At 36.7% G+C, this 25,388-nt stretch carries 17 protein-coding genes; 6 read left to right on the forward strand and 11 right to left on the reverse strand.

Features of this window, described 5'->3' with window-relative positions; genetic code table 11:
* The first annotated feature begins 4 nt into the window (after positions 1-4).
* The 3 genes from QWY87_RS17385 (at position 5) to QWY87_RS17395 (ending at position 3,536) form a co-directional block, all read left to right on the forward strand.
* Positions 5-1,234: an Nramp family divalent metal transporter gene (locus tag QWY87_RS17385; protein WP_290293603.1), complete on the forward strand. Its 1,230-nt coding sequence runs from the start codon at positions 5-7 to the stop codon at positions 1,232-1,234.
* Positions 1,235-1,308: 74 nt separating this feature from the next.
* Positions 1,309-1,500, forward strand: a complete 192-nt coding sequence (locus QWY87_RS17390) for a cold-shock protein (RefSeq protein WP_290293604.1) — start codon at positions 1,309-1,311, stop codon at positions 1,498-1,500.
* 218 nt (positions 1,501-1,718) lie between these two features.
* On the forward strand, positions 1,719-3,536 hold the full coding sequence (locus QWY87_RS17395; RefSeq protein WP_290293605.1) for a hypothetical protein: 1,818 nt from the start codon (positions 1,719-1,721) through the stop codon (positions 3,534-3,536).
* Between the two features lie 14 nt (positions 3,537-3,550).
* Here the strand turns inward: QWY87_RS17395 and nudK are convergent, their stop codons facing one another.
* Both nudK and ettA read right to left on the reverse strand, forming a co-directional pair.
* Positions 3,551-4,135 carry a GDP-mannose pyrophosphatase NudK gene (nudK, locus tag QWY87_RS17400; protein WP_290293606.1) on the reverse strand — a complete coding sequence of 195 codons (585 nt, stop codon included), beginning with the start codon at positions 4,133-4,135 and terminating at the stop codon, positions 3,551-3,553.
* A gap of 6 nt (positions 4,136-4,141) precedes the next feature.
* Complete coding sequence (gene ettA / locus QWY87_RS17405) at positions 4,142-5,833, reverse strand: energy-dependent translational throttle protein EttA (RefSeq protein ID WP_290293607.1); 1,692 nt, start codon at positions 5,831-5,833, stop codon at positions 4,142-4,144.
* 240 nt (positions 5,834-6,073) lie between these two features.
* On the opposite strand from ettA, the gene QWY87_RS17410 reads away from it, so the two are divergent.
* A complete protein-coding gene (locus QWY87_RS17410) occupies positions 6,074-7,510 on the forward strand; it encodes a serine hydrolase (RefSeq protein ID WP_290293608.1) in 1,437 nt (478 codons plus the stop codon).
* 131 nt (positions 7,511-7,641) lie between these two features.
* Here the strand turns inward: QWY87_RS17410 and QWY87_RS17415 are convergent, their stop codons facing one another.
* On the reverse strand, positions 7,642-8,337 hold the full coding sequence (locus tag QWY87_RS17415; protein WP_290293610.1) for an SDR family NAD(P)-dependent oxidoreductase: 696 nt from the start codon (positions 8,335-8,337) through the stop codon (positions 7,642-7,644).
* A gap of 246 nt (positions 8,338-8,583) precedes the next feature.
* Between QWY87_RS17415 and QWY87_RS17420 the strand changes: the two genes are divergently transcribed.
* The gene (locus QWY87_RS17420; RefSeq protein WP_290293611.1) at positions 8,584-10,116 is read left to right on the forward strand and encodes an alpha/beta hydrolase-fold protein; all 1,533 of its coding nucleotides are present in this window, start codon (positions 8,584-8,586) and stop codon (positions 10,114-10,116) included.
* Positions 10,117-10,198: 82 nt separating this feature from the next.
* On the opposite strand, the gene QWY87_RS17425 is transcribed toward QWY87_RS17420, so the two are convergent.
* The 6 genes from QWY87_RS17425 to QWY87_RS17450 all read right to left on the reverse strand — a co-directional run bounded on the left by QWY87_RS17425 (position 10,199) and on the right by QWY87_RS17450 (position 21,675).
* Positions 10,199-12,376, reverse strand: a complete 2,178-nt coding sequence (locus QWY87_RS17425) for a DUF349 domain-containing protein (RefSeq protein WP_290293612.1) — start codon at positions 12,374-12,376, stop codon at positions 10,199-10,201.
* A gap of 130 nt (positions 12,377-12,506) precedes the next feature.
* Positions 12,507-13,265 carry a shikimate dehydrogenase family protein gene (locus QWY87_RS17430; protein WP_290293613.1) on the reverse strand — a complete coding sequence of 253 codons (759 nt, stop codon included), beginning with the start codon at positions 13,263-13,265 and terminating at the stop codon, positions 12,507-12,509.
* A 61-nt stretch (positions 13,266-13,326) separates the two neighbouring features.
* Positions 13,327-14,148, reverse strand: coding sequence for an N-acetylmuramic acid 6-phosphate etherase (gene murQ, locus QWY87_RS17435; protein WP_290293614.1), 822 nt, complete (start codon positions 14,146-14,148; stop codon positions 13,327-13,329).
* Positions 14,145-15,605: a sodium:solute symporter gene (locus tag QWY87_RS17440; protein WP_290293615.1), complete on the reverse strand. Its 1,461-nt coding sequence runs from the start codon at positions 15,603-15,605 to the stop codon at positions 14,145-14,147. The genes murQ and QWY87_RS17440 overlap by 4 nt, the downstream gene beginning before the upstream one ends.
* Before the next feature lie 189 nt (positions 15,606-15,794).
* Positions 15,795-17,096: a sugar MFS transporter gene (locus QWY87_RS17445; RefSeq protein ID WP_290293616.1), complete on the reverse strand. Its 1,302-nt coding sequence runs from the start codon at positions 17,094-17,096 to the stop codon at positions 15,795-15,797.
* A 166-nt stretch (positions 17,097-17,262) separates the two neighbouring features.
* The gene (locus QWY87_RS17450) at positions 17,263-21,675 is read right to left on the reverse strand and encodes a translocation/assembly module TamB domain-containing protein (RefSeq protein WP_290293617.1); all 4,413 of its coding nucleotides are present in this window, start codon (positions 21,673-21,675) and stop codon (positions 17,263-17,265) included.
* Between the two features lie 120 nt (positions 21,676-21,795).
* Here QWY87_RS17450 and tsaD point away from each other — a divergent pair, with 120 nt between their 5' ends.
* Positions 21,796-22,830, forward strand: a complete 1,035-nt coding sequence (gene tsaD, locus QWY87_RS17455; RefSeq protein ID WP_290293618.1) for a tRNA (adenosine(37)-N6)-threonylcarbamoyltransferase complex transferase subunit TsaD — start codon at positions 21,796-21,798, stop codon at positions 22,828-22,830.
* A gap of 92 nt (positions 22,831-22,922) precedes the next feature.
* On the opposite strand, the gene capB is transcribed toward tsaD, so the two are convergent.
* Both capB and capA read right to left on the reverse strand, forming a co-directional pair.
* Entirely contained in the window at positions 22,923-24,167 is a 1,245-nt protein-coding gene (gene capB / locus QWY87_RS17460; protein ID WP_290293619.1) for a cysteate-C-fatty acyltransferase, read from the reverse strand.
* Between the two features lie 171 nt (positions 24,168-24,338).
* The gene (gene capA / locus QWY87_RS17465; RefSeq protein ID WP_290293620.1) at positions 24,339-25,376 is read right to left on the reverse strand and encodes a cysteate synthase; all 1,038 of its coding nucleotides are present in this window, start codon (positions 25,374-25,376) and stop codon (positions 24,339-24,341) included.
* Between the last annotated feature and the right edge of the window lie 12 nt (positions 25,377-25,388).

Genomic DNA, 25,388 nt, shown 5'->3' on the forward strand with positions numbered 1-25,388 from the left:
TTTTATGAATAAAAAGGTGTTTAAGGCGTTTAAAAACCTTGGCCCTGGACTTTTATTTGCCGGAGCCGCAATAGGTGTGTCACATCTTGTGCAATCGACTCGTGCCGGAGCTGATTTTGGATTTGGCTTACTTTGGGCCTTACTATTAGTGAACCTTTTCAAATACCCTTTTTTTCAATACGGACCAAGGTATGCAGCCGCAACCGGTGAAAGTTTGATCGACGGCTATAAAAAACTAGGAAATTGGGTGCTGATATCTTATTTCATTCTCACTTTTCTAACCATGTTTACTATTCAAGCCGCCGTGACAATAGTGACGGCTGGTTTGGCTGAAAACCTTTTTGGACTGACCTCGAACTTAAGTATTTGGAGCATTTTAATCACAATGATTTGTCTTGGCATCCTCCTTATTGGCAAATATAAGGCGCTAGACAAAACGATGAAGGTGATCATCTCTGTTCTTGCTTTCAGTTCTATCATAGCCGTTTGTGTTGCTATTTTTAAAACAGATCATACGTATTCTTTTTCGCCACAAATTCCTGAAGGCGCCGTTGAATTAACTTTTCTAATTGCATTTCTCGGATGGATGCCGGCTCCTTTAGATGTTTCCACATGGCATTCTCTCTGGACACTTGAAAAAAGTAAAGGGTCTAAAACCCCATTAGATTCTAAAAAATCCTTACTCGATTTTAATGTAGGTTATGTAATGACGGTTTTTCTGGGTATCTGTTTTATGTCATTGGGCGCCCTGGTAATGTACCATTCAGAGGAAGAAATCAGCTCAAGCGCCAGTGTTTTTGCCAAACAGCTCATTAGCCTATACACAGACAATCTAGGTAAAGGAGCTGCGATTTTCATAGGAATAGCTGCCTTTACAACCATGTTCAGCACTACCCTAACTACTTTAGATGCTTCACCCAGAGCCATGGCAAAAAGCAGTGAGTTGCTCAGTGGCAAAAGTAACAAAAGCTTTTATCTGGGTTGGATTTTTATTTTGGCTTTAGGAACCTTAATCATTTTAAGTTATTTTAAAACCAACATGATCACCTTTGTTAAAATTGCAACCGTTCTTTCTTTTTTAACCGCACCATTTTATGCTATTGCCAATTTTATACTTGTAAAAGGCAAGCATATGCCTGAAGAAAAACGACCTTCAAAATATCTAAGCGCCCTCAGTTATTTAGGGATTATTTTTCTCGTCTTTTTCAGTGTTTGGTTCTTAACGAGTGTATGAATCAATTAATTAAAAACATTAAATAAAATTTCTAAAAAAATATTATCTTTATGTTTTAATTATAATTTATTACAATGTTACAAGGAACAGTAAAATTTTTCAACGAGTCTAAAGGTTTTGGATTCATCACGGAAGAGGGTTCAAACACAGAACATTTCGTTCACATTTCTGGTTTAATTGACAAAATTAGCGAAGGAGATACAGTTGAATTCGACTTAAAGGAAGGCAAAAAAGGATTAAACGCAGTAAATGTCAAGACCGTTTAGATGTGGCTTTAATTTTTTTATCTACCAAAAACCTGTCTCTGTGATAGGTTTTTTTTTGCTTTAAACTCAATGTTTGATAAGTAAATCCCCAAACATGACAAATGTCAACTTATAAGAATTCTTGATCTCTACCTTTGTAGATTACTGCTAGCCTGATCAATTGAAAAATATGACCAGGATTCATCAGTGATTTGAATTAGTACTAAAAAAATCAAAACATGTCTACAAAACACACCTTCCATATTCCCGTTATGGGAACTGGATTCACTCTTGATACGCCTTTAAAGGTCGCACCCTATGGTATGGATTCGGTTGTATCCATAGTGGATGACGTTCTCATTGAAAACCTCAGAAAAGCCTATTGTGAAAAATTTGAAATCCCTTATCAGGCGATAACAGATAAGATCGAAGACTTTAGAGCAAAAAGGATTACATCTTATTTAAATTTACTTCAAGAACTAGCTGAGGAAAAATTTAAACAAATTAAAGATTCAACACTTGAGACAAGTAAGGAGATCAAAGCATACTTCAATATGCTTCCTGAGAGTTCAAGTTTGAAGCAACAATTTCTTGAACTGACTTCAAATAACACAACCTGGAAAGAAATTAAAAACTGGGCAAACCAGCACTTAAGTATGGGTAGTATTGATGTAAACATCATGACAAAACTCGACAAGGTGAATTATAAGGAGGGTGAAAAATTACCAAATGAATACAATGATGCTCATGCGGCATTAAGAGGCTTCGCCGAAAGCAATCTGGAATCTTCTCTTGTGTTATCTGCCGGAATGAACCCTAGACTCTATAGCTATATGGAGCAGTTTGACGACTTCTATCCGGATGTAAATGGCTATATCAAGAAAAAGATTGTTATCAAGGTAAGTGATTATCGCTCGGCCTTGATACAGGGTAAATTTTTAGCTAAAAAAGGGCTTTGGGTATCTGAATACAGGATTGAATCCGGGCTTAATTGCGGAGGCCATGCTTTTGCAACTGAAGGGTATCTGATGGGACCTATTTTAGAAGAGTTTAAAAGCAATAGGGAAGAGTTGATCAAAACGATTCATGAAATACTTCTTCCTGCCTTAAAGCATAGAGAAAAAGTAGCACCAACCAAAACATTAGATTTAAAAATAACAGCTCAAGGAGGTGTAGGAACTGAAGAAGAACATAATTTCTTACTTGAACACTACGAAATTGACTCTGTAGGTTGGGGAAGTCCATTTCTATTGGTTCCTGAGGCCACTACTGTAGATGATGCCACATTAGATAAATTGGCAGCAGCTACTGAAAAGGATTTATACCTTAGTAATATATCACCCCTGGGAGTTCCTTTTAATAACCTAAGAGGTAATTCAAAGGATCTTGAGAAAGGTGTTAAAATAGAATCAGGAAGACCCGGAAGTCCATGTCCAAAAGAGTTTTTAGCATTAAACAGTGAGTTTACGGATAAGTCAATTTGTACTGCTTCAAGACAATACCAGCGAAATAAGATCAAAGAACTTGACAAGGAGGCTATTTCAAAAGAATCTTATAAGAATAAGTTTCAAAAAATCGTTGAAAAATCCTGCCTCTGTATGGGCCTTGGTGCTGCAACTGAACAAATTCACGAGATAAATACAAAAACACCCGCAAAAGGCGTCTCTATCTGTCCTGGACCCAATATGGCCTATTTCTCTAAAATTATGAGTCTGAGAGAAATCACAGACCATATTTATGGAAGGATCAATGTGATTCCTTCAAATAAAAGACCTAATATGTTCATCAAAGAATTAAAGCTTTATTCAGATCATCTTAAGGCTAAAATTGATGACATTCAAGGAGATCTAAATAAAAGACAAGAGAAGTCTTTACTATCCTTTACCCAAAACCTAAAGGATGGAATTAGTTATTACAAAAACCTTTTTGCTCAGAGCAATGACAAGTTTGAAGCCTCAAAGCTTCAAATACTAGCTGAATTGCAATTATATATGGGTAATCTTGAGGATATGCAGAAACAGATATCAAAATTATCTCTTGCGACACAGAGCGTTTAATATCAATTGATTAATCAAGGCTCCATCAAGCCATGAATTTTCAAATACTGCAATAACATAATGGTCTTGGCATCTTTGATTTCTCCAGTGGAGATCATTGCCAAGGCCTTTTCAAAATCTACTTCCAGAACAGTTATATCTTCTTGCTCTTCTGCCAATCCGCCACCTAAACCAACTTTATTGCCATCATCATAGGCTGCAATATAAAAATGGAGCACCTCAGTTACTGCACCGGGCGACATATACGATTCAAATACTTTCTGAACCTTACTGACTCTAAAACCAGATTCCTCTTCAGCTTCTTTTATCACACAGGTTTCAGGATCATCTCCATCCAACAGGCCCGCACAGGCCTCAATCAACATGCCTGATTCATTACCGTTCAGATAAGTAGGCATCCTGAACTGAGAAACAAGAACAACCGTTTGTTTTTCTTTGTTATAGAGCATAATAGCAGCCCCATTCCCACGGTCATAAGCTTCTCGTTGCTGATTTACCCAATCACCATTGGGCATTTGGTAATCAAAAACAATTTTATTTAAAGTGTACCAATTGTCAGAAAGAAGTACCTTTTTAATATTCTTTACTTTTGAATTCATTCTGATTTAGCGAATTAGCTTTTTGTATTTAATTCTTTTAGGAATCATATCTCCACCCAATCTTTTCTTCTTATTCTCTTCGTAATCAGAGAAACTTCCTTCGAAAAAGTAGACTTGAGAATCTCCTTCAAAAGCTAATATATGCGTACATACCCTGTCTAAGAACCATCTATCATGCGATATGATCACTGCACAACCAGCAAAGTTTTCAAGTCCTTCTTCAAGAGCTCTTAAGGTATTCACATCCAAATCATTAGTTGGCTCATCTAAAAGTAATACATTACCTTCTTCTCTCAGCGTCATGGCAAGGTGCAATCTGTTTCGCTCACCTCCTGATAAGGCTGAAACCTTTTTGTTTTGCTCAGAACCACTATAATTAAAACGACCTAGATAGGCTCTGGAATTCACCATCTTTCCTCCCATCATAATCATCTCTTGTTCATCAGAAAAATTCTGCCAAATAGACTTTTCCGGATCTATATTAGAATGGCTCTGATCAACATAAGCAACCTTCGCCGTATCACCAACCTTAAATTCTCCTTTATCTGCCTTCTCTTCTCCCATGATCATTCTGAAAATGGTGGTTTTACCAGCACCGTTAGGGCCAATAATCCCAACTATTCCGTTTGGAGGCAGTTTAAAATTAAGATCATCATAAAGTAATTTATCTCCAAAAGCCTTCGATACACCCACCGCATCGATAACATTATTACCTAAGCGAGGGCCATGTGGAATATAGATTTCAAGCTTTTCTTCCTGCTTTTGCTGATCCTGACTCATCAATTTATCATAACTCGATAACCTGGCCTTAGATTTAGCGTGACGCCCTTTAGGAGCCATCCTCACCCATTCCAATTCTCTTTGAAGGGTTTTTTGACGCTTAGACGCTGTTTTTTCCTCCTTTGCCAATCGATCCGATTTTTGTTCAAGCCAAGATGAGTAATTCCCCTTCCAAGGAATTCCCTCTCCTCTGTCAAGTTCTAAGATCCAACCCGCCACATTATCAAGAAAATACCTGTCATGCGTAACCGCAATAACTGTTCCTTGGTATTGCGCCAAATGATGCTCTAACCAGTGTACAGACTCTGCATCTAAATGGTTGGTAGGTTCATCTAAAAGCAACACATCCGGCTGTTGTAATAACAACCTGCAAAGCGCTACACGACGTCTCTCTCCTCCAGACAGATTCTTAATAGGCACATCACCGTCAGGAGTTCGCAATGCATCCATGGCGATTTCTAATTTGGTATCCAACTCCCAGGCGTTCTGCGCGTCAATTTTATCCTGAAGATCAGCTTGCTGAGCCATTAACTTCTCCATTTTATCGGCATCAGAATACACCTCTTCAAGACCAAACATATCATTAATCTTATTGTATTCATCTAAAATGGCAACCGTTTCTGCTACCCCTTCCCTTACAATGTCAATAACGGTTTTACTGTCATCCAATATCGGTTCCTGAGCTAAATACCCCACTGAATAATTTGGAGCAAAAACGACATCACCTTGATAATTCTTTTCTAAACCTGCAATAATCTTTAATAGAGTAGATTTTCCAGATCCGTTAAGACCGAGTATCCCAATCTTGGCACCATAGAAAAAACTTAAATATATATTCTTAAGAACCTGTTTATTGGTACCTTGATAAGATTTACTAACTCCAGACATGGAGAAAATCACCTTTTTATCATCTGACATAATGTGCTTGTTTAATTATTATTCTATTCGGGTAAACCCTGATTTATATTTTTTGGCCTACAAATATAGTAATCGCTTTTGTTAAATTCATATTTCGAATGTGTTTGTAATGAATCAAAAACAGATAGCCTTAAGGCCAGGCAATACTCCTGCACGCATATATTTAATTAATAATCAAGATCTAAGCAGAATATTTTATATTTTTATAACACATTGACCTAAATAACCAAATCCATTCTTATGAAAAACTACTACCTCTTACTGATCCTTTCTTTATTATTAAACGGCGTTTATGCCCAGGATTCGAAAAAAGATTATACCGAAGCTTTCCAAGTAGTCGAGGTTTGGCTAGAAGCCCAGAAAGACTATGATCAACTTCCCGGCCTTACAGCGATTGTGGTTGAAGATCAGGAAGTTTTATGGTCAGGAGCAGTGGGAATGTCTAATATAGAGAACAAAACTTCAGCCAGCGAGAATACAATTTGTAGTATTTGCTCCATTTCAAAGTTGTTTACTTCTGTAGCGATAATGAAGCTATACGATGAAGGTAAAATTCGTTTAGACGACAAGGTTAGTGACCACCTGCCCGCTTATGCCCTTGAACAAAAATATCCTGAAAGTGGCCCCATTACCATACGATCTTTATTAACCCATTCTTCTGGCATACCGCGAGAAGCTGGCTATCCTTATTGGACTGGTCCTGACTTCCCGTTTCCAACAAAAGAAGAAATAGATTCAAAATTAAAGGATCAGGAAACACTTTATCCGGCCTCTACTTATTTTCAGTATAGTAATTTAGGATTGACGCTACTTGGCGAAATTGTTGAAGAGATTTCGGGAATGCCTTATGATGATTATGTCGAACAAAATATACTTACCCCTCTTGGCTTATCCAATACGCGAACTGAGCTGCCAGAAAACCTGTATGGTGAAGAACTAGCCATTGGATATACGGCTAGAAACAGAGACGGAAGTCGCAATAAAGTAAAGTTATTTCAGGCAAATGGGATCACTCCTGCTGCTGGTTTCTCTTCTACTGTAGGAGATCTAGGTAAATTTGCATCATGGCAATTCAGGTTAAGAGATAGTACCCTAGTAGAAATATTAAAACCAGCTACGCTTAAAAATATGCAAAATGTACATTGGACCAATCCTGACTGGAGCACTACTTGGGGTCTGGGATTCTCGGTGTATAAAGGAAGTGATGGCAATACCTGGGTGGGCCATGGAGGTTCTTGCCCAGGCTACCGTTCAACCCTTCAAATTAACCTTAAAACAAAGAGGGCCTTCTCAGTCATGATCAATGCTAATGGCACAAACCCTAATAAATATGGAAAAGGTATTAATGCCATTATGAATAAAATGGAGACTTCAAAAAAAGACATGGATACCGAAGCCTCTCAAAAACTAAAAAACTATGTTGGCTACTATGATAGTTCTCCATGGTGGGGTGAGGTCTATATCGGTACTTTTAACGGCAAATTGGTTAGCCTTTCGCTTCCTTCAGAAGAACCTGCTGAAGCCATGCATTTTTATAAACATATTGAAGGCGATGTTTTTAGACGTATTCGAAAAGACAAAACACTGGGAGAAACCCTAACTTTCATAAGAGACAAAGATGGAAAGATAGTAAAACTAGAACGACATGGAAATTTCTCACCGAGGATAAATCGCTAAGTCTTTTATTGAAACGGATTCCTATTTATATTGCTTTTAAGACTGCTTTGGTTTAAATTTTAAATTAAACTAATTATAGAGGATAGTGTCTTTAAGTATTTAATAAACAATATTTTATAGAAAAATTTAAATTATAATTCATGATCAATAGCCGAGAAGAATTTACCATTCGGCCCGTCATCATCTATCAAGGCCGGAGCCAAAGCTCCGGGCAAGACTGCCTCAACTGGGTGCTCTGCATTTGCACCACCTAAATCAGTTCTTAACCAGCCCGGGTCAAGCATATTGATGCGCACTCCTGAGTCTATAAGTTTTATCGCAAAATCATCGGTTATTTTATTAACTGCCCATTTCGATGCCCCATAAGGCGCTAGCTCAGGCTGGTCCTTAATTCCGGATGTTAAATTCACCACACGGCCGAAACCTCTTTCTACCATGCCAGGCAAGAATGCTGAACAAAGTGTATACAAAGCAAAAACATTGACTTTAAAAGTCAAGGCCCATTCATCCCAATTATGCTCCCAATAATTTTCATGAAAAGCAGTCATCAAGCCTGCATTATTATATAAGATATCTACATCCAGGTCAAGTGCCTCTACTTGCGAAATGAGGTCTTTCACATTTGTCTCATCAGACAATTCGCCATATACAGCAAAGGTCTTAATAGGAAATTCTTCTAGCATACCAATCGTTTGTTCACAACTCCCCCTTGCTCTTCCATGAACAATAACATTACAACCGTGTGCTGCCAATCCTTTGGCAATTTGTTGCCCTATACCTCTGCTAGAACCCGTAATAAAAGCAGTTTTACCTTTTAAATAAATCATTAATTAAGCCGTTATAAATGAAGCATTAAAAGTAATAAAGAATTGCAAACCCTAGGGTTTAAAACTCGATTAAGTTTGACGAAATCAGCTTATCATTTAGCCCGACCGCCTATACTGAGCTGTCGTTTCAACTACAATCCTATTCACAAATATTATGTTTATATTTATCTGGCTACTAATACGAACTCAGATTGAAAAAAATACTGAATGTATTGCACATTAACACCTAACTAAACAAATCAAACTATGAACATTAAAAGTACATGCCTTTTTGCCTTATTTCTTTGTCTGGGACTACAGGTTTTTGCCCAAGAAGAACAACATGACCTTACTATCCAAGTCTCAATTGACGAGACGCTGCATGAATCGTTTAAAAGTAATGGGCGTCTTTTTGTCTTCTTGACCCAAAATGCAAAGCTCGAGCCACGAAAACAAATCTGGCCCAATCCCTACAACAAGACATACGTTTTTGCGCGAAATATCGATAATTTTCCTGCAAAGAAAACGATTGAATTATCCGGAAAAGACCAATGGACCAAGACACCTGACTGGGACCTAAACGCAATTCCAGAAGGAACTTATTATGTTCAGGTGGTTTGGGATCAAGACACCCAGGAATCAAGAATAGATGCCCCGGGAAACCTATTTGCCAGCAAACAGGAAATATTGATTGACGGCAAAAAAACACTCGAATTCAATTTAGATCAAAAAAATGAAGCCAGAGAGATCAAAGCCCACCATCTGTCTAAATTGATAGATTTAAAAAGTGATACTTTGTCTGCATGGTGGGGTAAAGAAATGACCTTAAAAGCCAGTGTGTTGCTTCCACATAATTATGATAATACGAAGGCCTATCCTATCCGATACAATGTGGCTGGTTATGGCGGCAGATACACACGAATTGACAGATTGATTACTTATGATAAATTCATGAAATGGTGGGATTCCAATGAATCTCCTCAGATCATTACCGTGTTTCTTGATGGAGAAGGGCCTTTTGGAGATTCTTATCAAATGGACTCTGAGAACAGCGGCCCATATGGCTATTCTCTTATCAACGAATTTATCCCGCACATTGAAAGCAAGTTTCGAGGAACTGATACCCCTATGACCAGATTTGTTGATGGTTGTTCAACTGGAGGTTGGGTGTCATTAGGATTGCAATTATACTATCCTGACGTTTTCAATGGCGTATATTCTTACAGCCCGGATGCGATCGATTTTGAAAATTATCAATTGATCAACATATACAAAGAAAAACAAGCCTTTAAAAATGAAGTGGGCTACCTCAGGCCTATTATGAGGGATACGAATGGTGAACCACTTCTTTCAATGAAGGAATTTATAGCCTATGAAAATGTATTCGGTTCATCTGATTCTTATTTAGATTCAGGAGGTCAATTTAGTGCCCATACAGCACTTTACAGCCCTAAGGGGGATAATGGTCTTCCTATGCCAATGTTCGACCCTTATACAGGCGTTATCAATCCTGAAGTGGCTAAATCATGGGAGAAGTATGACTTCAAAAAGTATGCTGAAACAAATTGGTCAGTGTTGGGTCCTAAAATTCAAGGGAAAATATATATCTGGATGGGTGACATGGACCATTTTTATCTCAACACCGGAACCAGAGGCTTTGGTGATTTCCTGGAATCAACTTCAAATCCAAAATCTGACGCAATTATTGAGTTTACACCTATGGAAGGGCACTGCTCATTGTACTCACATAAGAAGGTTCTTTTACAAATGCAGGAAAGAATTGATTTTTTAAACAAATAATCGCTGAAGAAAATATAGGGCTTCTATTAGAAGCAGTTTATTAAAACAAAAAAAAACCGCTCAAGAGCGGTTTTTTTTTGTTTTAATATTCCATTTTCTTCATGTAATCGATCTTTCTTTTCCAAATCGCTAATGACTTTTTGTATTCCTCGATATTATTATAGACATTCTTCACCAAAGGGTTATCTGCACTCGCATTCGAGATAAAACTAATATTATTCTCTAATTGCTTAATCTCCTTAGTAATTTCGTCAATCTTTCTTCTAATGAACAGTTGCTCACTATCTAGTTTTCTTGCATTTTTCTGATCGAGCAAACCATCTACTGTGCTTCTAAATCTTAAAAAACTGGCCTCATCTTTATCAATGTTCAATTTCTTATACGCACTATCAAGTAATTTATTGAATTTAATATCAATATGCTTTACCTTTTGCGGCAACACACCTAGAGCTCTCCATTGATCAAGACCTTTTTGAACAAATTCAAGGCTTAAATCTTTTCCTTCCTCAATTTCCTTTTTAAGAGTCTCCATAAACTCTTTCTTCTTGTCTATAACAGCAGATTGGTCTTTATCAACATCATTCTGCTTCTCATGCAATCTATCAAAATAATGGTTACATGCATCTTTAAAACGTTTCCAGATCTTATCCGAATCTCTTCGAGGAACATGTCCGATTTTTTTCCATTCAGCCTGAACCTTCTTGAATACTTCAGTCGCCATAACCCAATCATCACTTTCTTTCAATGATTCTGCTTGTTCAACTAAAGTCAGTTTCTTTTTCAAGTTATCTGTCTGCTCACTTTTAATTCCTTTATAAAAACTATTTTTCTCAGAATTAAACTTACGGGTTGCTTCCCTGAAAAGTTGCCAGACTTCCTCATTTTTAGATTTAGGAACCCTCCCAATGGCAAAAAACTCATCTCTAAGTGCCTCTAATTTCTTAATACTTTGCTGCCAGTCTTTGTGACTTGCATTTCCGCTGCCATCAATTGATTTTATTTTTTCAATTACAGCTAGCTTTAAACCAACATTAGCTTTAAATTTCTCATCAAGTTGGTCCTGATAATCATGTCTTTTCTTATGTATCTTTTTAGTGGCTTCACTAAATTTATGCCAAACTTCTTCTCTTAATTCACGTGCAACAGGTCCGATATCCTCTTTCCACATTCTATGAAGAATCTGTAGTTCCTTAAACGAATGATTTACGTCTTCCTCTTCTGATAGGGCCTCTGCTTTTTTAATTAATTTGGTTTTTTCTTCCAGATTGTGTCTGAAGTCCAGATCTCTGAAATCATTATTCAAATGAAGTAAATCGTAAAACCGCTCTACATGATGATGATAAGTTCTCCAAACGTCATTATACTTTGCATGTGGAATTTGACCTACTTCTCTCCATCTATCTTGTAAGGCTCTAAAATTCTTATACATTGTAGAAGATTCGGCATTATCAATCAACGCTTTTAACTCGTCAATTAAACTCAACCTAAGCTCCAGATTCTCCTTCTGCGTTCGCTCTATTTCCTTATAAAAATGCTGACGCTTCTTCTTATACTCTCCAACTAATTCGTCAAATTTATGTTTAACAGGGGCCGACAGGAAAAACTCTGCTTCTTCACCACCTGCTTTGATAAAAGCTTCCTTTTGCTCCATAATGAAGCTGCTGAATTTTTTCTGGAAATCTATTTTTAAACTTTCAATCTGATTTTTGACATCCTTGATTTCAAAGTCACTCAACAGTTGTCGGATCATTTTAACAATATCATCCAATGACATTATGGCCAGATCAAACACAGGAATTTCGCTGATTTTTTTATTCTCAGTGACTTCAGGAGTTTCTTTAGGCTCTTCAACTACCTCTTTTTCAGGTTCTACAACAGGCTCTTTCTTTTCGACTTCAACCTCTTCAGCCTTACTTTCTTCTTTCACCTCAGTCACTTCTGCAACCACTTCTTCTTTTACTTCTGCAACCACTTCCTCGTTAACCTCTGCGACCACTTCTTCTTTTACTTCAGCAGCCACTTCTTCTTTTACTTCTTCCGTGGCATCTTCAATTATTTCTTTATCTAAAGGTTTTGCCTCTTCAACAGATTCAATTTTTTCTTCCTCACTGACTTTTATATCTGCATCAGCCTCTTCATTATTTTTATCATCGCTCTCTTGTTCAACCTCCTTGGATTTCAAGGGAGTAGCTTCATTTTCTTTGTTAATTTCGCCTCCGGCGGAATCTGATGATAATTGATCATTCTTTTCGTCTAACATTGTTTCATGTTTAAGGTTCCTATATTTTACTTTAAAAAAGTTCTGAAAGATACTAATAGCCCAGCAAAGCGCAAAACTATGTTAAAAATAAGATGGACAAATTTCAATAGGTTGCGTAGCTATTTTTATTCTATGAATTCCAGATTTCCCAAGCTCGATCAGCTTGATGCTTTAACATTGAACTCCCGTTCTTTACAATAGCTCCAGCCTCTAATCCCATTTTTAGAAATGCAGTCATCTCTGGATTATAAATCAAATCGAATAACAAATGTCTTTCAGTTAAAAACTCATAAGGCAAGTTTGGTTTTACATTGACATCAGGATAAGTACCTAATGGGCTGCAATTTATGATCAATTCATGCTCAAGGATCTGTTTTTTATCCAAATCCTGATAGGATATGGTTTGGTCATTGCTTTTAGCTCTGGACACGAAAAGAAACGGAATTCCTAATTTCTGCAACACATGGGCTATGGCCTTAGAAGCTCCTCCTGTTCCTAATATTAAGGCTCCTTGTTCATTCCCCTTCCAGCAAGACTTAAGAGAGGTCTCAAAACCATAAGCATCAGTATTATATCCTTTTAATCTTCCATCACTTAATATTTTAATGGTATTTACTGCGCCAATACTTCTGGCTTCAGCATCCACTTCATCCATGAATGGCATGATCAATTCTTTATATGGAATCGTCACATTAAGACCTCCTAAAATAGGTTTATCTATAAGTACATCTTTTGAAAAATATTCAATCTTCTCCAAATCATAATTAACGTATTCAAAATGCTTTAAATCAAGTGACTTAAATTTTTCTGTAAAATAATTTTTAGAAAAAGAGTAGGATATGTTTTTACCTATTAAACCAAAACGTTTCTCCATTGTATGTTTTTTCATTTATCAATTCAATCTTTGTCAGACAGAAGTAGCGTAAATTATCAAATCGATCTTTTGGTTTTTATTTATGTAGCTTTCTGTATTGATCAACAGCAGCTCTTACACTTTTATATTTCAGTAATAGTTCTTCAGCAAGTTGCTTCTCAACCCCAAGTTCTGACGCGACCATATTTGTGCCTCTTTCAACCAATTTTTCATTTGAAAGCTGCATATCCACCATTTTATTACCTTTCACTCGTCCGAGCTTGACCATGACTGATGTAGAAATCATATTCAAAGCAAGCTTTTGCGCGGTTCCAGATTTCATCCGAGTACTGCCCGTTACAAACTCGGGCCCTACAACAACTTCAACTGGGAATTTAGCCTCCTTCGCTACCTCTGAGCCAGCATTACAGGTAATACAACCAGTGATTATTTTATGTTTATTGGCCTCCCTTAGACCCCCTATTACATAAGGAGTTCTTCCTGAAGCCGCAATACCGATCAACACATCTTTTGAATTGATATCATAGGTCTTTAAATCTAACCAAGCCTGCTCAAGGTCATCCTCGGCATTTTCAACTGCCTTTCTCAGTGCACCATCACCTCCAGCAATAAGGCCAATAACCCAATTATCCGGTACGCCATACGTTGGAGGGCATTCTGAAGCATCCAAGACACCTAATCTGCCACTGGTTCCTGCCCCAATATAAAACAAACGACCACCCTGCTTGAATTTTTTCACAATTTCATTCACCAATGGTTCGATCTGAACAATAGATTTTTCAACAGCCAAGGCCACCTTTTTATCTTCACTGTTCATGTTCAGAAGTAGTTCATGAACACTCATCTCCTCCAAATTATCATAAGAAGAACTTTGTTCTGTTGTTGATCCAATTATCATATTTTCTTTTTTTGTCTAATTATTATTAGTCCTAAAATGGTAAACATACCATTGACAGCAATACTAATAAATCCAAAATCAAAATTAATGCTTTTTTTCAGGTAAAGACTTAAGGCATAAGTCAAAATCGGAGCTGCAATACACACCAAAGGAACCCATTTGTCTTTTACTGAAATCGATGTGAACATTCCAAACAGATACAATCCTAATAGCGGTCCGTAAGTATATCCTGCAACATTAAATATTAGCGATATAACATCACCCCTACTTCCTGAAAAGAGCATGATGATCAAAAACACGACTACGCTAAACCCGAAAAGAACATAGTTTTTCAACTTTTTCTTTTCCTTGCCTGATTTAGTTGACATGTCAAGAAAATCATAAGTAAAGGACGTAGTCAGGGCTGTTAGCGCGGAATCAACACTCGAAAACGAAGCAGCGATAATTCCCAATAAAAAACTGATTCCCGTTATAAGGCCAAGGTGGTTAATAGCTAAATTAGGAAACAATGTATCAGTATCCAGAAATTGTCCTTGCTCAGCTAAAGGCAGGGTAATATTAATGCTGTCTGCATAGATATAAAGTAATATTCCAAGCCCAAGAAACAAGAATTGGGTTAAAGCCAATATTAAACTAAACGTCAAGGTATTCTTTTGAGCATCCCATTGATTTTTACAGGTAAGGGTTTTTTGCATCATGTTTTGATCGAGCCCCATCATCGCAATGGCAATCAAAATTCCGGCAATGAATTGTTTATAAAAATTATTTCCTGATATGCTATCCCAGTTAAAGACTTTAAAATAATCATGCGCTACCACCTTACTCACTGACTCTCCAAATGTAAGCCCCATGATAGAAGTGATGGAATAAATTGTAACTATTGCAGCCAGGATCAAAAAGAAGGTCTGCATGGCATCCGTCCAAACGATGGTTTTAATCCCTGACTTATTGGTATACAACCAAACCAACATTAAGATGATGATTACTGTTAAGAAAAAAGGAATACCCAATTTATCAAAAAACGCAAATTGTAAGATTTTGGCGGCCAGCAGCAATCTCAATGAGGCGCCAAATGACTGTGAAACCAGAAAAAATAAAGAGCCTGTTTTATATGTTTTGTTACCAAACCTGTCTTGCAGGTATCCATAAATTGAAACAAGTTTTAATCTGTAATAAAGAGGAATCAACACGAAGGTTATAAAAAGATAACCCACAACATTTCCCATAATAAACTGAAAAAAGTAGAAACTGTTGTTCCCTACCATTCCGGGCACCGAAACAAAAGTAACGCCAGATAAGGCTGCGCCAACCATACCAAAGGCCACTAAGAACCAGGGAGATTCACGATCGCCTGTAAAAAAGGAGTCATCACTTCTATTTCTGGAAGTAAAATAAGAAATGGCCATGATCAGGCCAAAGTACATAACGATAATACTAAAAATCAGAAAAGTGCTCAATACGAATGGTTGGTGTTAAACACCAAAAATAGCTTCCTCATTTCGTAAATAAAAATAATAAGCCTACTAATTTTATAATGTATAGCAAGGAGTAGTTTCTCAGGCTACTCCATTTTGCTATACTTGCTCAAATATAAGATTGAAATTTGTGTAGATTTCAACAGGGAATGCAAAGCACATTCCTTTTTTTTAATTCCAGGATTTAATTTTATGCCCTTTAAAAGCATATAGGAATATAATAATATAGGCTGGCAAGAGAATCCAATAACCTTGGTTCGCCGAATGAGAAGTGGCCAAAACCTCTTCCATACCTTCTGCTAGATAAACTTCTTTTAAATAATCTACAAGCTTTCCATAAAGCGGAGTTAAAATCGCACCACCCGAAATAGCCATGATTAAAAATGCCGCTCCTGTTTTTGTGAATTTACCTAAACCATCTATTGCTAAAGGCCAAATCGCTGGCCAAACCAAAGCGTTTGCAACACCTAATGAAGCTACTAATAATACTGAAGTAAAACCAGAAGTATTAACGATGATCAAACTAATAATGATTCCTAAAATACCGCTAATTTTCAGAGCTGCCGTTTGACTAAGGTATTTTGGTATAAGAATAACGCCTAAGGCATAAGTTCCTACCATAGCGAACAAGGTGAAGGTCGTAAACCATTTCGCTTGTGAAACAGGTAAGCCTAGTGATAGGCCGTATGCGATGATAGAATCACCGGCAATTACCTCAACCCCTACATACATAAATAGGGCAATTACTCCCAATATAAGTTGTGGAAACTGAAAGATGCTTGTCTTTGCTGTTTTTCCTTCTTCTTCTTCTTTGGTCGGAGCTGCTTCAACATGAGGAAGCGGTGCCTTTCTAATCAATACACCAAGGACAGCCAGCACAATTGCCATGACCAAATATGGCATAAATACACTGTCTGCCATGGTATCTAACAATTGATTCTTTTCCTCTCCGCTAACTGTTTTTAACTTTTCATTTACCTCATCAATTCCCGAAAGCAATAAGGCTCCAAAAATGAGTGATCCAAGAGCTCCTGCAACTTTATTGGCAATTCCCATAACCGAAATACGTTTTGCCGCACTTTCGATGGGTCCAAGAATAGTTACATATGGATTTGATGCGGTTTGCAAAAGTGTCATACCCGCACCTTGAATAAAAATTCCCACTAAAAACAACCAATATACTCTTGCATTTGCTGCTGGTATAAAGACCAATGCACCTAAAGCCATAATAAAAAGACCAATAGACATTCCTTTTCTATAACCTATTTTTGATAAAATTGCTGAGGATGGTAAAGCCATCACCACAAAGGATATATAAGAAGCTGAAGCCACTAAATATGATTGAGCCGCAGTCAATTCGTTAATGGTTTTCATAAATGGTATCAGTGCGCCATTGATCCATGTTACAAAACCAAATATAAAAAATAAGGCAGCAATGATCATTAATGGAACAAAAGAGGACGATTTTGACATATTTTGAGTTTTAGCGTGTACTAATTAATATTTGATCAGTTTGTGGGGAATCGAAAATAAAAGTAAGATTAATTCCTAATGTAAGGTTCATTTTTCTACAAAAGACAAAATTCCTTAGATAGATAACAATAAATAAGGTGAAAAACTTGAAATACCAAGATCTCAACTATTCCTCTTCTAGCTTAGCTGATGCTTTCTCTTCTTTTAATTCTTGTTTCCCAAGCTTCTTTTCAGCACGAAGGCTATCCCGCTGTCCCTTTGTCATTTCCTTTTCCTCTGCAGTTTTCTTCAGACCTAGCTTTTCCATGAATTCACTGCCATTATTGAAGTCAAATCGGTATGAAATACCAACACCTTGAGTATACCCCTCTCCATCAGTTACATCGAATTCAATTTCATTTTGCCGGTTATACACCTTGGCCTGGAACGTTTCTGCATCATTCAAGGGAACTTTGACTTCTACTTCTCCAATTACGTTTGAATTGGTATTTGAACCAACCGGAACACCAACTTTTCCGCTCACAATCACTTTATCAGCGATTCTTCCGGAAACCTCTAAGCCTAGCTGATCATCGGTAGTTACATCCTGTACACTGCTTTCTGTTCCAATATCATACGTAACACCTACTTCAAAATTATCGTTGTCGCTTTCTAACATGTTTGACAGAAGTTGTGAGGCCTTCTGAGCCAAAGTACCAGCTATCGCGGCATTGCCATCAAAATTAGTTTTATTATTATCTGTTCTTGCAAAGGCACCTGTGGCCAACACAGAAAAGAACTGGGTTAATTTGTCATCCTCATTTCTTAATTTAAAATCAAGCTCTGCAGCAACATTAGAACTTGCATTTGGAATTTTAACGTCGAAATCAAGGTTAGGCGCTGACAGATTACCTGTGATCATGGTATATAATTCTACATCAATTTTACGCGAACTCGCTATGTCATCCAGTAAAACTGATGGATTGGCTTTTGTATAGTTTATAGCTGTGATATCAACCTGGGCGTCATAAGGGTTTCCACCCCAAATAATTGAACCTCCCTTTTGAACTACAAAATCTTTATTAATTATATTCTTAAACTGGTATTCTCCGTTGTCAATAATAAGGTTCCCGAACATTTCGAATTTTCCGTTCGTGTCAATGTTCAATCTTAGATTTCCGTCTCCAGATCCCCTTAAAATACTCCCTGTTGACTTATCCAAAACAATTTGGGCTACTGCCTGCTTTGTAACATTTAACCTAAAGTTAAGTGTGAGCCCTTTCAACTTCTCAAATACAATTTCCTGTCTTTTCTCCTCTCCTTCTTCAATTTCAATATTTTCAAAATGTATCAACTGAGAGCTGTTCACAGTACTCACATTCCCTAAGGGTACAATAAACTCAGTACCCGCATTTGTTGTGCCGTTTACGTTGATCACGAGGTCATCGGTAAATCCTTTAAGCGTTGTACTACCGCCAATTAATCCGGTTCCGTAATACAAAGCCCCTTCTTTATCCTCGGTATTCAATACGAGTAAATTATCTGTACTTAGTGCAAGATCTAGGTACCATTTTTTAAAGGCTTCATGGGTAATAGTGCCACTGATTACACCTCTTGTTTTTTTATCCCTGTCAACAACTTTGAAAGACTGAAAATCAAAAGTATGTTCATACAGCTTCACCTTTGATGCGCCATCAAAATCATAATTGACCCCCAGGTACGGCAATTCCAAACCAGATTCTACTAATGTAATTTCACCTCCAATATCCGGGTTCGCCAGACTCCCTGTAATCATTGCCTCTCCGCTAGCATAACCCCTGATTTTAGACAAAACATTCTTCCCAAGCGGACTAAAGGCATTTATTCTAAATCGGTCTAACTTAGCAGATGCTAAAATAGTGGGCTCAATACCACTTAAATCTATAGCACCTAGCGCCTTAAAAGTTCTCAGGTCAGCGTTTTCCAATTGCAGATCAAATGTATAATTTCGAATATTCTGATCAGACTCCGCTTTGAAAATCAAGTCACCATAATAGTCATTATTTATGCTAAAATAATTTATAGCCAAATCAGCAATAGGTAAGATTTTATTGTTGATGCTTCTTAAATTGATCGAGCCATTGACCTTACCGTCTAAAGCCACACTATCTATTGATGGTGTTATGTCGTCAAGGTTCACATTATTAAGTCGCAAATCAATATTTTTTTCTTGATCTGAAGTAATCAATCCTGCCAAATTAACCTCCTGATTACCTGTAATCATATTGAAATTATCTATAGCATAGGTCTTTATGTCTTTATCATAGACCACTTTATTCTGATCATTATTTTCAGGATTGATATACCAGGTGTTTTGTTTAAATGTCAATTCTGAGGTTTTCATTCCTAAAACAGATTGGTTCTGCTCATTGAAGGTATGGTAAAAACTAAAGCTATATTTTTCTTGATGTTCTCTTCCACCGATCATATCGGCTCTCATGAATAAGGTGTCATTCAACATGACATTTACCAGGTTAATTTGAGATAAATTATAGTACTTAGCATCTATTTCGTCTATGCTTAAAAGTGTATTATACAATGGGTTTTGATTGTCTACCTGAAGGTCGATCATATCAACTGTATAATTGTAAGCTTCAATTTTAGGAGATTTAACAGTAAGTTTAAAAAGGTCATTATCAGAATCAACTGATCCATAGATAATAGAATTAGGGCCTAATTGAAGGTCAGGAAAAAAGACATCGATAATCTTACTATGAATATTAAATCGGAAATCTAAAAATTGACCAGCTGTCACCGCATCTTTTTCATAGTTGACAAATAAACTCCCCAAAGAATTCATTCCCAATTTTTTTAGCTGACGAAATTTAAAATTACCTCGTACAAAGCCGTTGACGATATCGGTTGAATTCACGCTTACTTCTCTCACAGAATCCATATTCTTGGAAGTAATCTCAAAGTCTTTAAAATAGTAATCATCATTCTGATTAGAATATGATGCATCCTTAAAGCTCAATTCACCTTCAATATTATCAAGACTGCTTCCGCTAAGGTCCATATTGATAACGCCCTTGAGAATTGATTTTTCATCTCTTGTAAATAGATTCAGTTTTAAAAAATCAGCATGAGCCACATTGGCCTCAAAATTAAATTTCTTTATATCTGACAATTCTGCAAGCCCTTTAAATTCAAGTTTTATATTTGGATCGTCAACACTTAGATATCCATCAAATTGCTTATCGCGTAACACCCCGTTAATATCTATATTCGAATATGTATATCCCTTATACTGATGCTTAGAAATATGGCCTTTAATCCCTATACTGATTTTATCAATTGAAAAACCCTGGCCTTCCACTTCTCCTATCATCGAGAATTCACCTATCAAACTATCCCTGACAAATTCGCCTAATTTAAAATCTACCAGTTCTATTTTCCCTTTATAGGATGCCATATCACCTTTGTCAATATCAGTAAGATTTAAGTCAACATCTGACATTCCCATCTGTGCTATAGTCCTTAACTGAATATCAACAGAAGACCTGGTGATATTCACTTTTCCACTACTCGAAAAATAGCCTATTTTCTCTAACTCTTTTGGTATCTTATCTCCTAAAAGACCAGGGAGAAGGTTGGTCAAATGGTCGTAATTTGAGCTTAGCTCTTTAATGTCTCCAGTTAGTTTGAATTTTTCAGGATAGAGTACATTTTTCAAATGCACATCCCCCCGAAGCGATGAATTTCGATCTGACTCCAAATCGATATCCTCAATAACAAAGTCATTTATAGTCCCTTTGGCTTTCGCCGTAAAATGAATCTTATCATGCCGCCCGAATTGTCCGTATAACTTTTTCAGATCTGAAAGAACAATATCTGCCTTCTTGAAATCTGCATCAATCTGAACCTTATTCGTGAAATCGGATAGATCTCCCTGATTATAGGTGAAAACAACATCTGCCAACAGTTCTGAGCCCTGAGTTGCCAGGCGCGTATTCACGAATTCCATCCTCGTATCTGAATAACTAAAATCACTTGTGAAACTCGTAACGGCAACGTCATGATTTTCAATAACCCGAATGTCTCGAGCCTTCGCCCTTACATTCGACCCTTCTATGTTGAAATCATCAAAATCTCCATGAATTTCATTATAATATACGATTGGGCCCTCTTTTTTATTCTCATTAAACAAGGAAAAATTGATTTTCTCAACATTTATTGAAGAGGAAGACATCCTAAAGGTTTTACTTTCCTTCAGGCTATCCGTTTTGAACTTATTAACAAATACCGAAAGACTATTTATCGATTCATCTTTATAAGTCTTAAGAACAAGCTTGCCGTTTTTCAAATAAATATCACCGAATTTTAATTCACTGCTGAACAACTGCCGATAATTCAAAACAGAAGTCTCTAGTATTTCTGCAGAAATTAAGGTATCCCCATGATGGTCTCTTATCAACACATTCTTCAATGCCACATTCCTTATTGAAGAAAGGTCTAGTTTCTGGATGGCAATAGATGTGCCATAAGCGCTGTTGAGTCGATTGGTCGCAAATCTAGCAAGACTAGTTTGAACGCTTGAAAAGGAGAGTATTACACTCAACATTACAAGCAGTAAACTGCCTATCAAAAAAATACGAATTACTATCTTTTTAAAACGCTTGATAATTTTTTATTTCTAAATTTGCATTTTTAAAAGTACAATATTTGTGCCTAAATTTTTCTAATGCAAAAAAAAACTATTCACATACTTTCTATAGAGTCTTCATGCGATGATACAGGAGCCGCAGTCCTTAGAAATAATGAGGTTTTATCTAATGTTATTGCAGGCCAGAAGATTCATGCAGCCTATGGAGGCGTTGTTCCTGAACTGGCCTCAAGAGCGCATCAACAAAATATAGTTCCAGTAGTGGATCAGGCTTTAAAACTGGCTGGCATTACTAAAAATCAATTGGATGCCATCGCATTTACCCAAGGGCCTGGCTTGATGGGATCATTACTGGTTGGAACATCTTTTGCCAAATCATTATCTATCGCATTAAACATACCTTTAATTCCTGTGAATCATATGCAGGCTCATGTTTTGGCTCATTTTATAAAAGAAGAAGGTCATCAAGCACCTCCATACCCATTCCTTTGCATGACCATAAGTGGTGGACATACTCAAATATTAAAGGTTATTGACTATAATAATTTTGAAATTCTAGGAGAAACCATTGACGATGCAGTCGGAGAAGCTTTTGATAAAACTGCTAAAATATTAGGGCTACCCTACCCTGGAGGGCCATTAATTGATAAATATGCCAGAGAAGGAAACCCAACGGCTTTTAATTTTTCCGAACCTAAAACAGCGAATCCTTTGGATTTTAGTTTTAGTGGACTTAAAACAGCCATTCTTTATTTTTTGCAAAGAGAGCAAAAGAAAGATGCCAACTTCATAAAACAGAATTTAAATGACATCTGCGCTTCGGTTCAACGCACTATTGTAACTATTTTAATGAAGCGATTGATGAAAGCGGCAAAAGAAACAAAGATTGAGCATGTAGCGATCGCAGGAGGTGTTTCGGCTAATTCTGAAATTAGATCCTCCTTAAAAAGCATGGAAAAAACATTGGGATGGACCACTTATATTCCAAAATTTGAATACACAACTGATAATGCGGCAATGATTGGAATAGTTGGTTACTTCAAATATTTGAATGCCGATTTTGGGAAAGAAGATATCACTGCATCTTCCAGACTTGGCATTAATGAATCGTAGACTTTATTAAATTAAGAGCACCAGCATAAGACATAAAAAAAACCGTCTAGATTTAAAATTTAGACGGTTTTTTATTTTTAACTGAATAGCTGCTAAATTAATGTTGCTGCTATTTTTTTATAAAATCCTTTAACTAGTTTTTCTCTCATTGATGAAAAAGCCTCTATCGTTTCGTTTACATCGTCAAGATTATGAGCCGAAGTAGGAATTAAACGCAGTAGAATCATTCCTTTAGGGATCACCGGATACACAACTATTGAACAGAATATGCGATAATTCTCTCTTAAATCATTAACCATTGCCATTGCCTCAGGAATATCTCCTTCTAAAAATACAGGGGTAACACAGGTATTTGTTTTACCAATGTTAAAACCTTTTTCAACCAAACCATTTTGAAGCGCATCTACGTTCTCCCACAATTTAGTTCTTAATTCAGGCATTGTTCTAATCATGTCAAGCCTTTTCAAAGCTCCTTTCACCATGGTCATCGGTAATGATTTGGCAAACATTTGCGAACGCATATTATACTGTAAATACTTTATTACATCTTTATTACCGGCAAAAAAAGCACCGATTCCTGCCATTGATTTTGCAAAAGTAGCAAAATACACATCAATGTCATCCTGAACTCCTTGCTCTTCACCTGCTCCTGCTCCTGTTGCGCCAAGAGTTCCAAAACCATGCGCATCATCAACAAGCAACCTGAAGTTATACTGTTTTTTCAAAGCAACGATCTCTTTTAATTTTCCCTGCTCGCCTCTCATTCCAAACACACCTTCACTAATCACAAGGATTCCTCCATTTGATTCTTCAGCCTTCTTTGAAGCTCTGATAAGGTTTTTCTCAAAACTTTCCATGTCATTATGACGGTAAGTAAATCTTTTCCCTTGATGTAATCTCGCTCCATCAATAATACAGGCATGCGAATCCATATCATACACCACCACATCATTCTTTGTAACAAGTGCATCTATAGCTGAAACCATTCCCTGGTAACCAAAATTCACTAAATAGGCAGCCTCTTTCCCTACAAAATCAGCGCATTCACGCTCCAATTGCTCATGGAAATCAGTATGACCACTCATCATTCTGGCTCCCATAGGGTATGCCATACCATGTTCTTTGGCAGCATCTGCATCTGCTTTAATAACATCCGGATGATTGGCTAAACCCAAATAATCATTTATACTCCAAGTAATGACTTCTTTGCCATTAAATCTCATACGGTTTGAAATACTTCCTTCTAGTTTTGGAAAAACATAATAGCCTTCAGCCTGCTCTGCCCATTTACCTAGAGGACCCTTATCCTTTATTATTCTTTCAAATAAATCTTTCATGTATCTATCTCATTTAAACTAAGGATTAATAAAACCCCTCTGTTTTAATTATTTGCAAAAATAGAAAAAATTGCAATGTAAAACTTTCTATGTTTATAGTTTTTAACAAAAAAGAAAAAGACTGTTTGTTATTCAAACAGTCTTTTTCTTTTATTTATTGGCTTTATCCACCTATCTAATGATTTCTAAGGATGCGTTTTCTTGTTTTCTTGAATCAAAAAAACCTTGCTCTCTCATCCATTCATCACTGTAAATTTTTTCCATATACCTTGACCCGTGATCAGGAAGAATCATTACAACCATACTGTCTTTATCAAAATATCCTTTTTCAGCATATTGTAAAGTAGCTTGAACTACCGCCCCACTCGTATATCCTGTAAACAAACCTTCTTTCAACGAAAGTTCTCTTGCTTTATGAGCAGCTGCCTCATCCGTAACTTTTTCAAAAACATCAATGATCTCAAAATTAGTCGCTGAAGGAATCAGGTTTTTTCCAAGACCCTCAATTCTGTACGGATAAATTTCTTTTGTGTCGAAATCAGAAGTTTCATGAAACTTCTTCAAAATAGATCCATAAGCATCCACACCTAATATTTTAATATCAGGATTTTGCTCTTTCAAGTATTTTCCTACACCCGATATCGTACCACCTGTTCCGCTCGCCACGACAACATGTGTTACTTTACCGTCTGTTTGTTCCCAAATTTCAGGACCAGTTGACAGATAATGCGCTTCTGAATTCAATTCGTTAAAATACTGATTGATATATACGGAATCTGCTGTTTCTTTGTGTAATCTTTTTGCTACCTCGTAGTAAGATCGAGGATCATCTGCGCTCACATTAGCCGGACAGACATATACTTTTGCACCCATGGCCCTAAGCATATTAATCTTTCCTTTTGAAGCTTTTGAGTTAACAGCTAAAATACATTCATATCCTTTAATGATACAAACAAGCGCAATACTAAAACCAGTATTTCCTGAAGTCGTTTCAATGACTTTACTTCCTTTTGTAAGGATGCCTCTCTTTTCAGCTTGCTCCACTATGTGCGTCGCAATTCTGTCTTTCATAGAGTGCCCTGGATTAAAGGCTTCATATTTCGCTAAGAACTGACCGTCTAACTCTTTTGTTATTTTATTTAATCGAACTAATGGTGTATCTCCAATTAAATCTAATATGTTATTAGTTATACCGTTATGTTTTTTCATAAAAATACAATG

It is taken from the genome of Lutimonas halocynthiae, assembly GCF_030409835.1.
Taxonomy (GTDB): Bacteria; Bacteroidota; Bacteroidia; order Flavobacteriales; family Flavobacteriaceae; genus Lutimonas; species Lutimonas halocynthiae.

What these genes read in the sequence shown, in the direction of transcription:
- QWY87_RS17395 (WP_290293605.1), top strand. Translation starts at nt 1,719, where the DNA reads ATGTCTACAAAACACACCTTCCATATTCCCGTTATGGGAACTGGATTC.
- capB (WP_290293619.1), bottom strand. Translation starts at nt 24,167, where the DNA reads ATGAAAGATTTATTTGAAAGAATAATAAAGGATAAGGGTCCTCTAGGT.
- QWY87_RS17425 (WP_290293612.1), bottom strand. Translation starts at nt 12,376, where the DNA reads ATGTTAGACGAAAAGAATGATCAATTATCATCAGATTCCGCCGGAGGC.
- QWY87_RS17450 (WP_290293617.1), bottom strand. Translation starts at nt 21,675, where the DNA reads ATGTTGAGTGTAATACTCTCCTTTTCAAGCGTTCAAACTAGTCTTGCT.
- QWY87_RS17445 (WP_290293616.1), bottom strand. Translation starts at nt 17,096, where the DNA reads ATGTCAAAATCGTCCTCTTTTGTTCCATTAATGATCATTGCTGCCTTA.
- capA (WP_290293620.1), bottom strand. Translation starts at nt 25,376, where the DNA reads ATGAAAAAACATAACGGTATAACTAATAACATATTAGATTTAATTGGA.
- QWY87_RS17410 (WP_290293608.1), top strand. Translation starts at nt 6,074, where the DNA reads ATGAAAAACTACTACCTCTTACTGATCCTTTCTTTATTATTAAACGGC.
- QWY87_RS17430 (WP_290293613.1), bottom strand. Translation starts at nt 13,265, where the DNA reads ATGAAAAAACATACAATGGAGAAACGTTTTGGTTTAATAGGTAAAAAC.
- QWY87_RS17420 (WP_290293611.1), top strand. Translation starts at nt 8,584, where the DNA reads ATGAACATTAAAAGTACATGCCTTTTTGCCTTATTTCTTTGTCTGGGA.
- nudK (WP_290293606.1), bottom strand. Translation starts at nt 4,135, where the DNA reads ATGAATTCAAAAGTAAAGAATATTAAAAAGGTACTTCTTTCTGACAAT.
- ettA (WP_290293607.1), bottom strand. Translation starts at nt 5,833, where the DNA reads ATGTCAGATGATAAAAAGGTGATTTTCTCCATGTCTGGAGTTAGTAAA.
- tsaD (WP_290293618.1), top strand. Translation starts at nt 21,796, where the DNA reads ATGCAAAAAAAAACTATTCACATACTTTCTATAGAGTCTTCATGCGAT.
- QWY87_RS17390 (WP_290293604.1), top strand. Translation starts at nt 1,309, where the DNA reads ATGTTACAAGGAACAGTAAAATTTTTCAACGAGTCTAAAGGTTTTGGA.
- murQ (WP_290293614.1), bottom strand. Translation starts at nt 14,148, where the DNA reads ATGATAATTGGATCAACAACAGAACAAAGTTCTTCTTATGATAATTTG.
- QWY87_RS17415 (WP_290293610.1), bottom strand. Translation starts at nt 8,337, where the DNA reads ATGATTTATTTAAAAGGTAAAACTGCTTTTATTACGGGTTCTAGCAGA.
- QWY87_RS17385 (WP_290293603.1), top strand. Translation starts at nt 5, where the DNA reads ATGAATAAAAAGGTGTTTAAGGCGTTTAAAAACCTTGGCCCTGGACTT.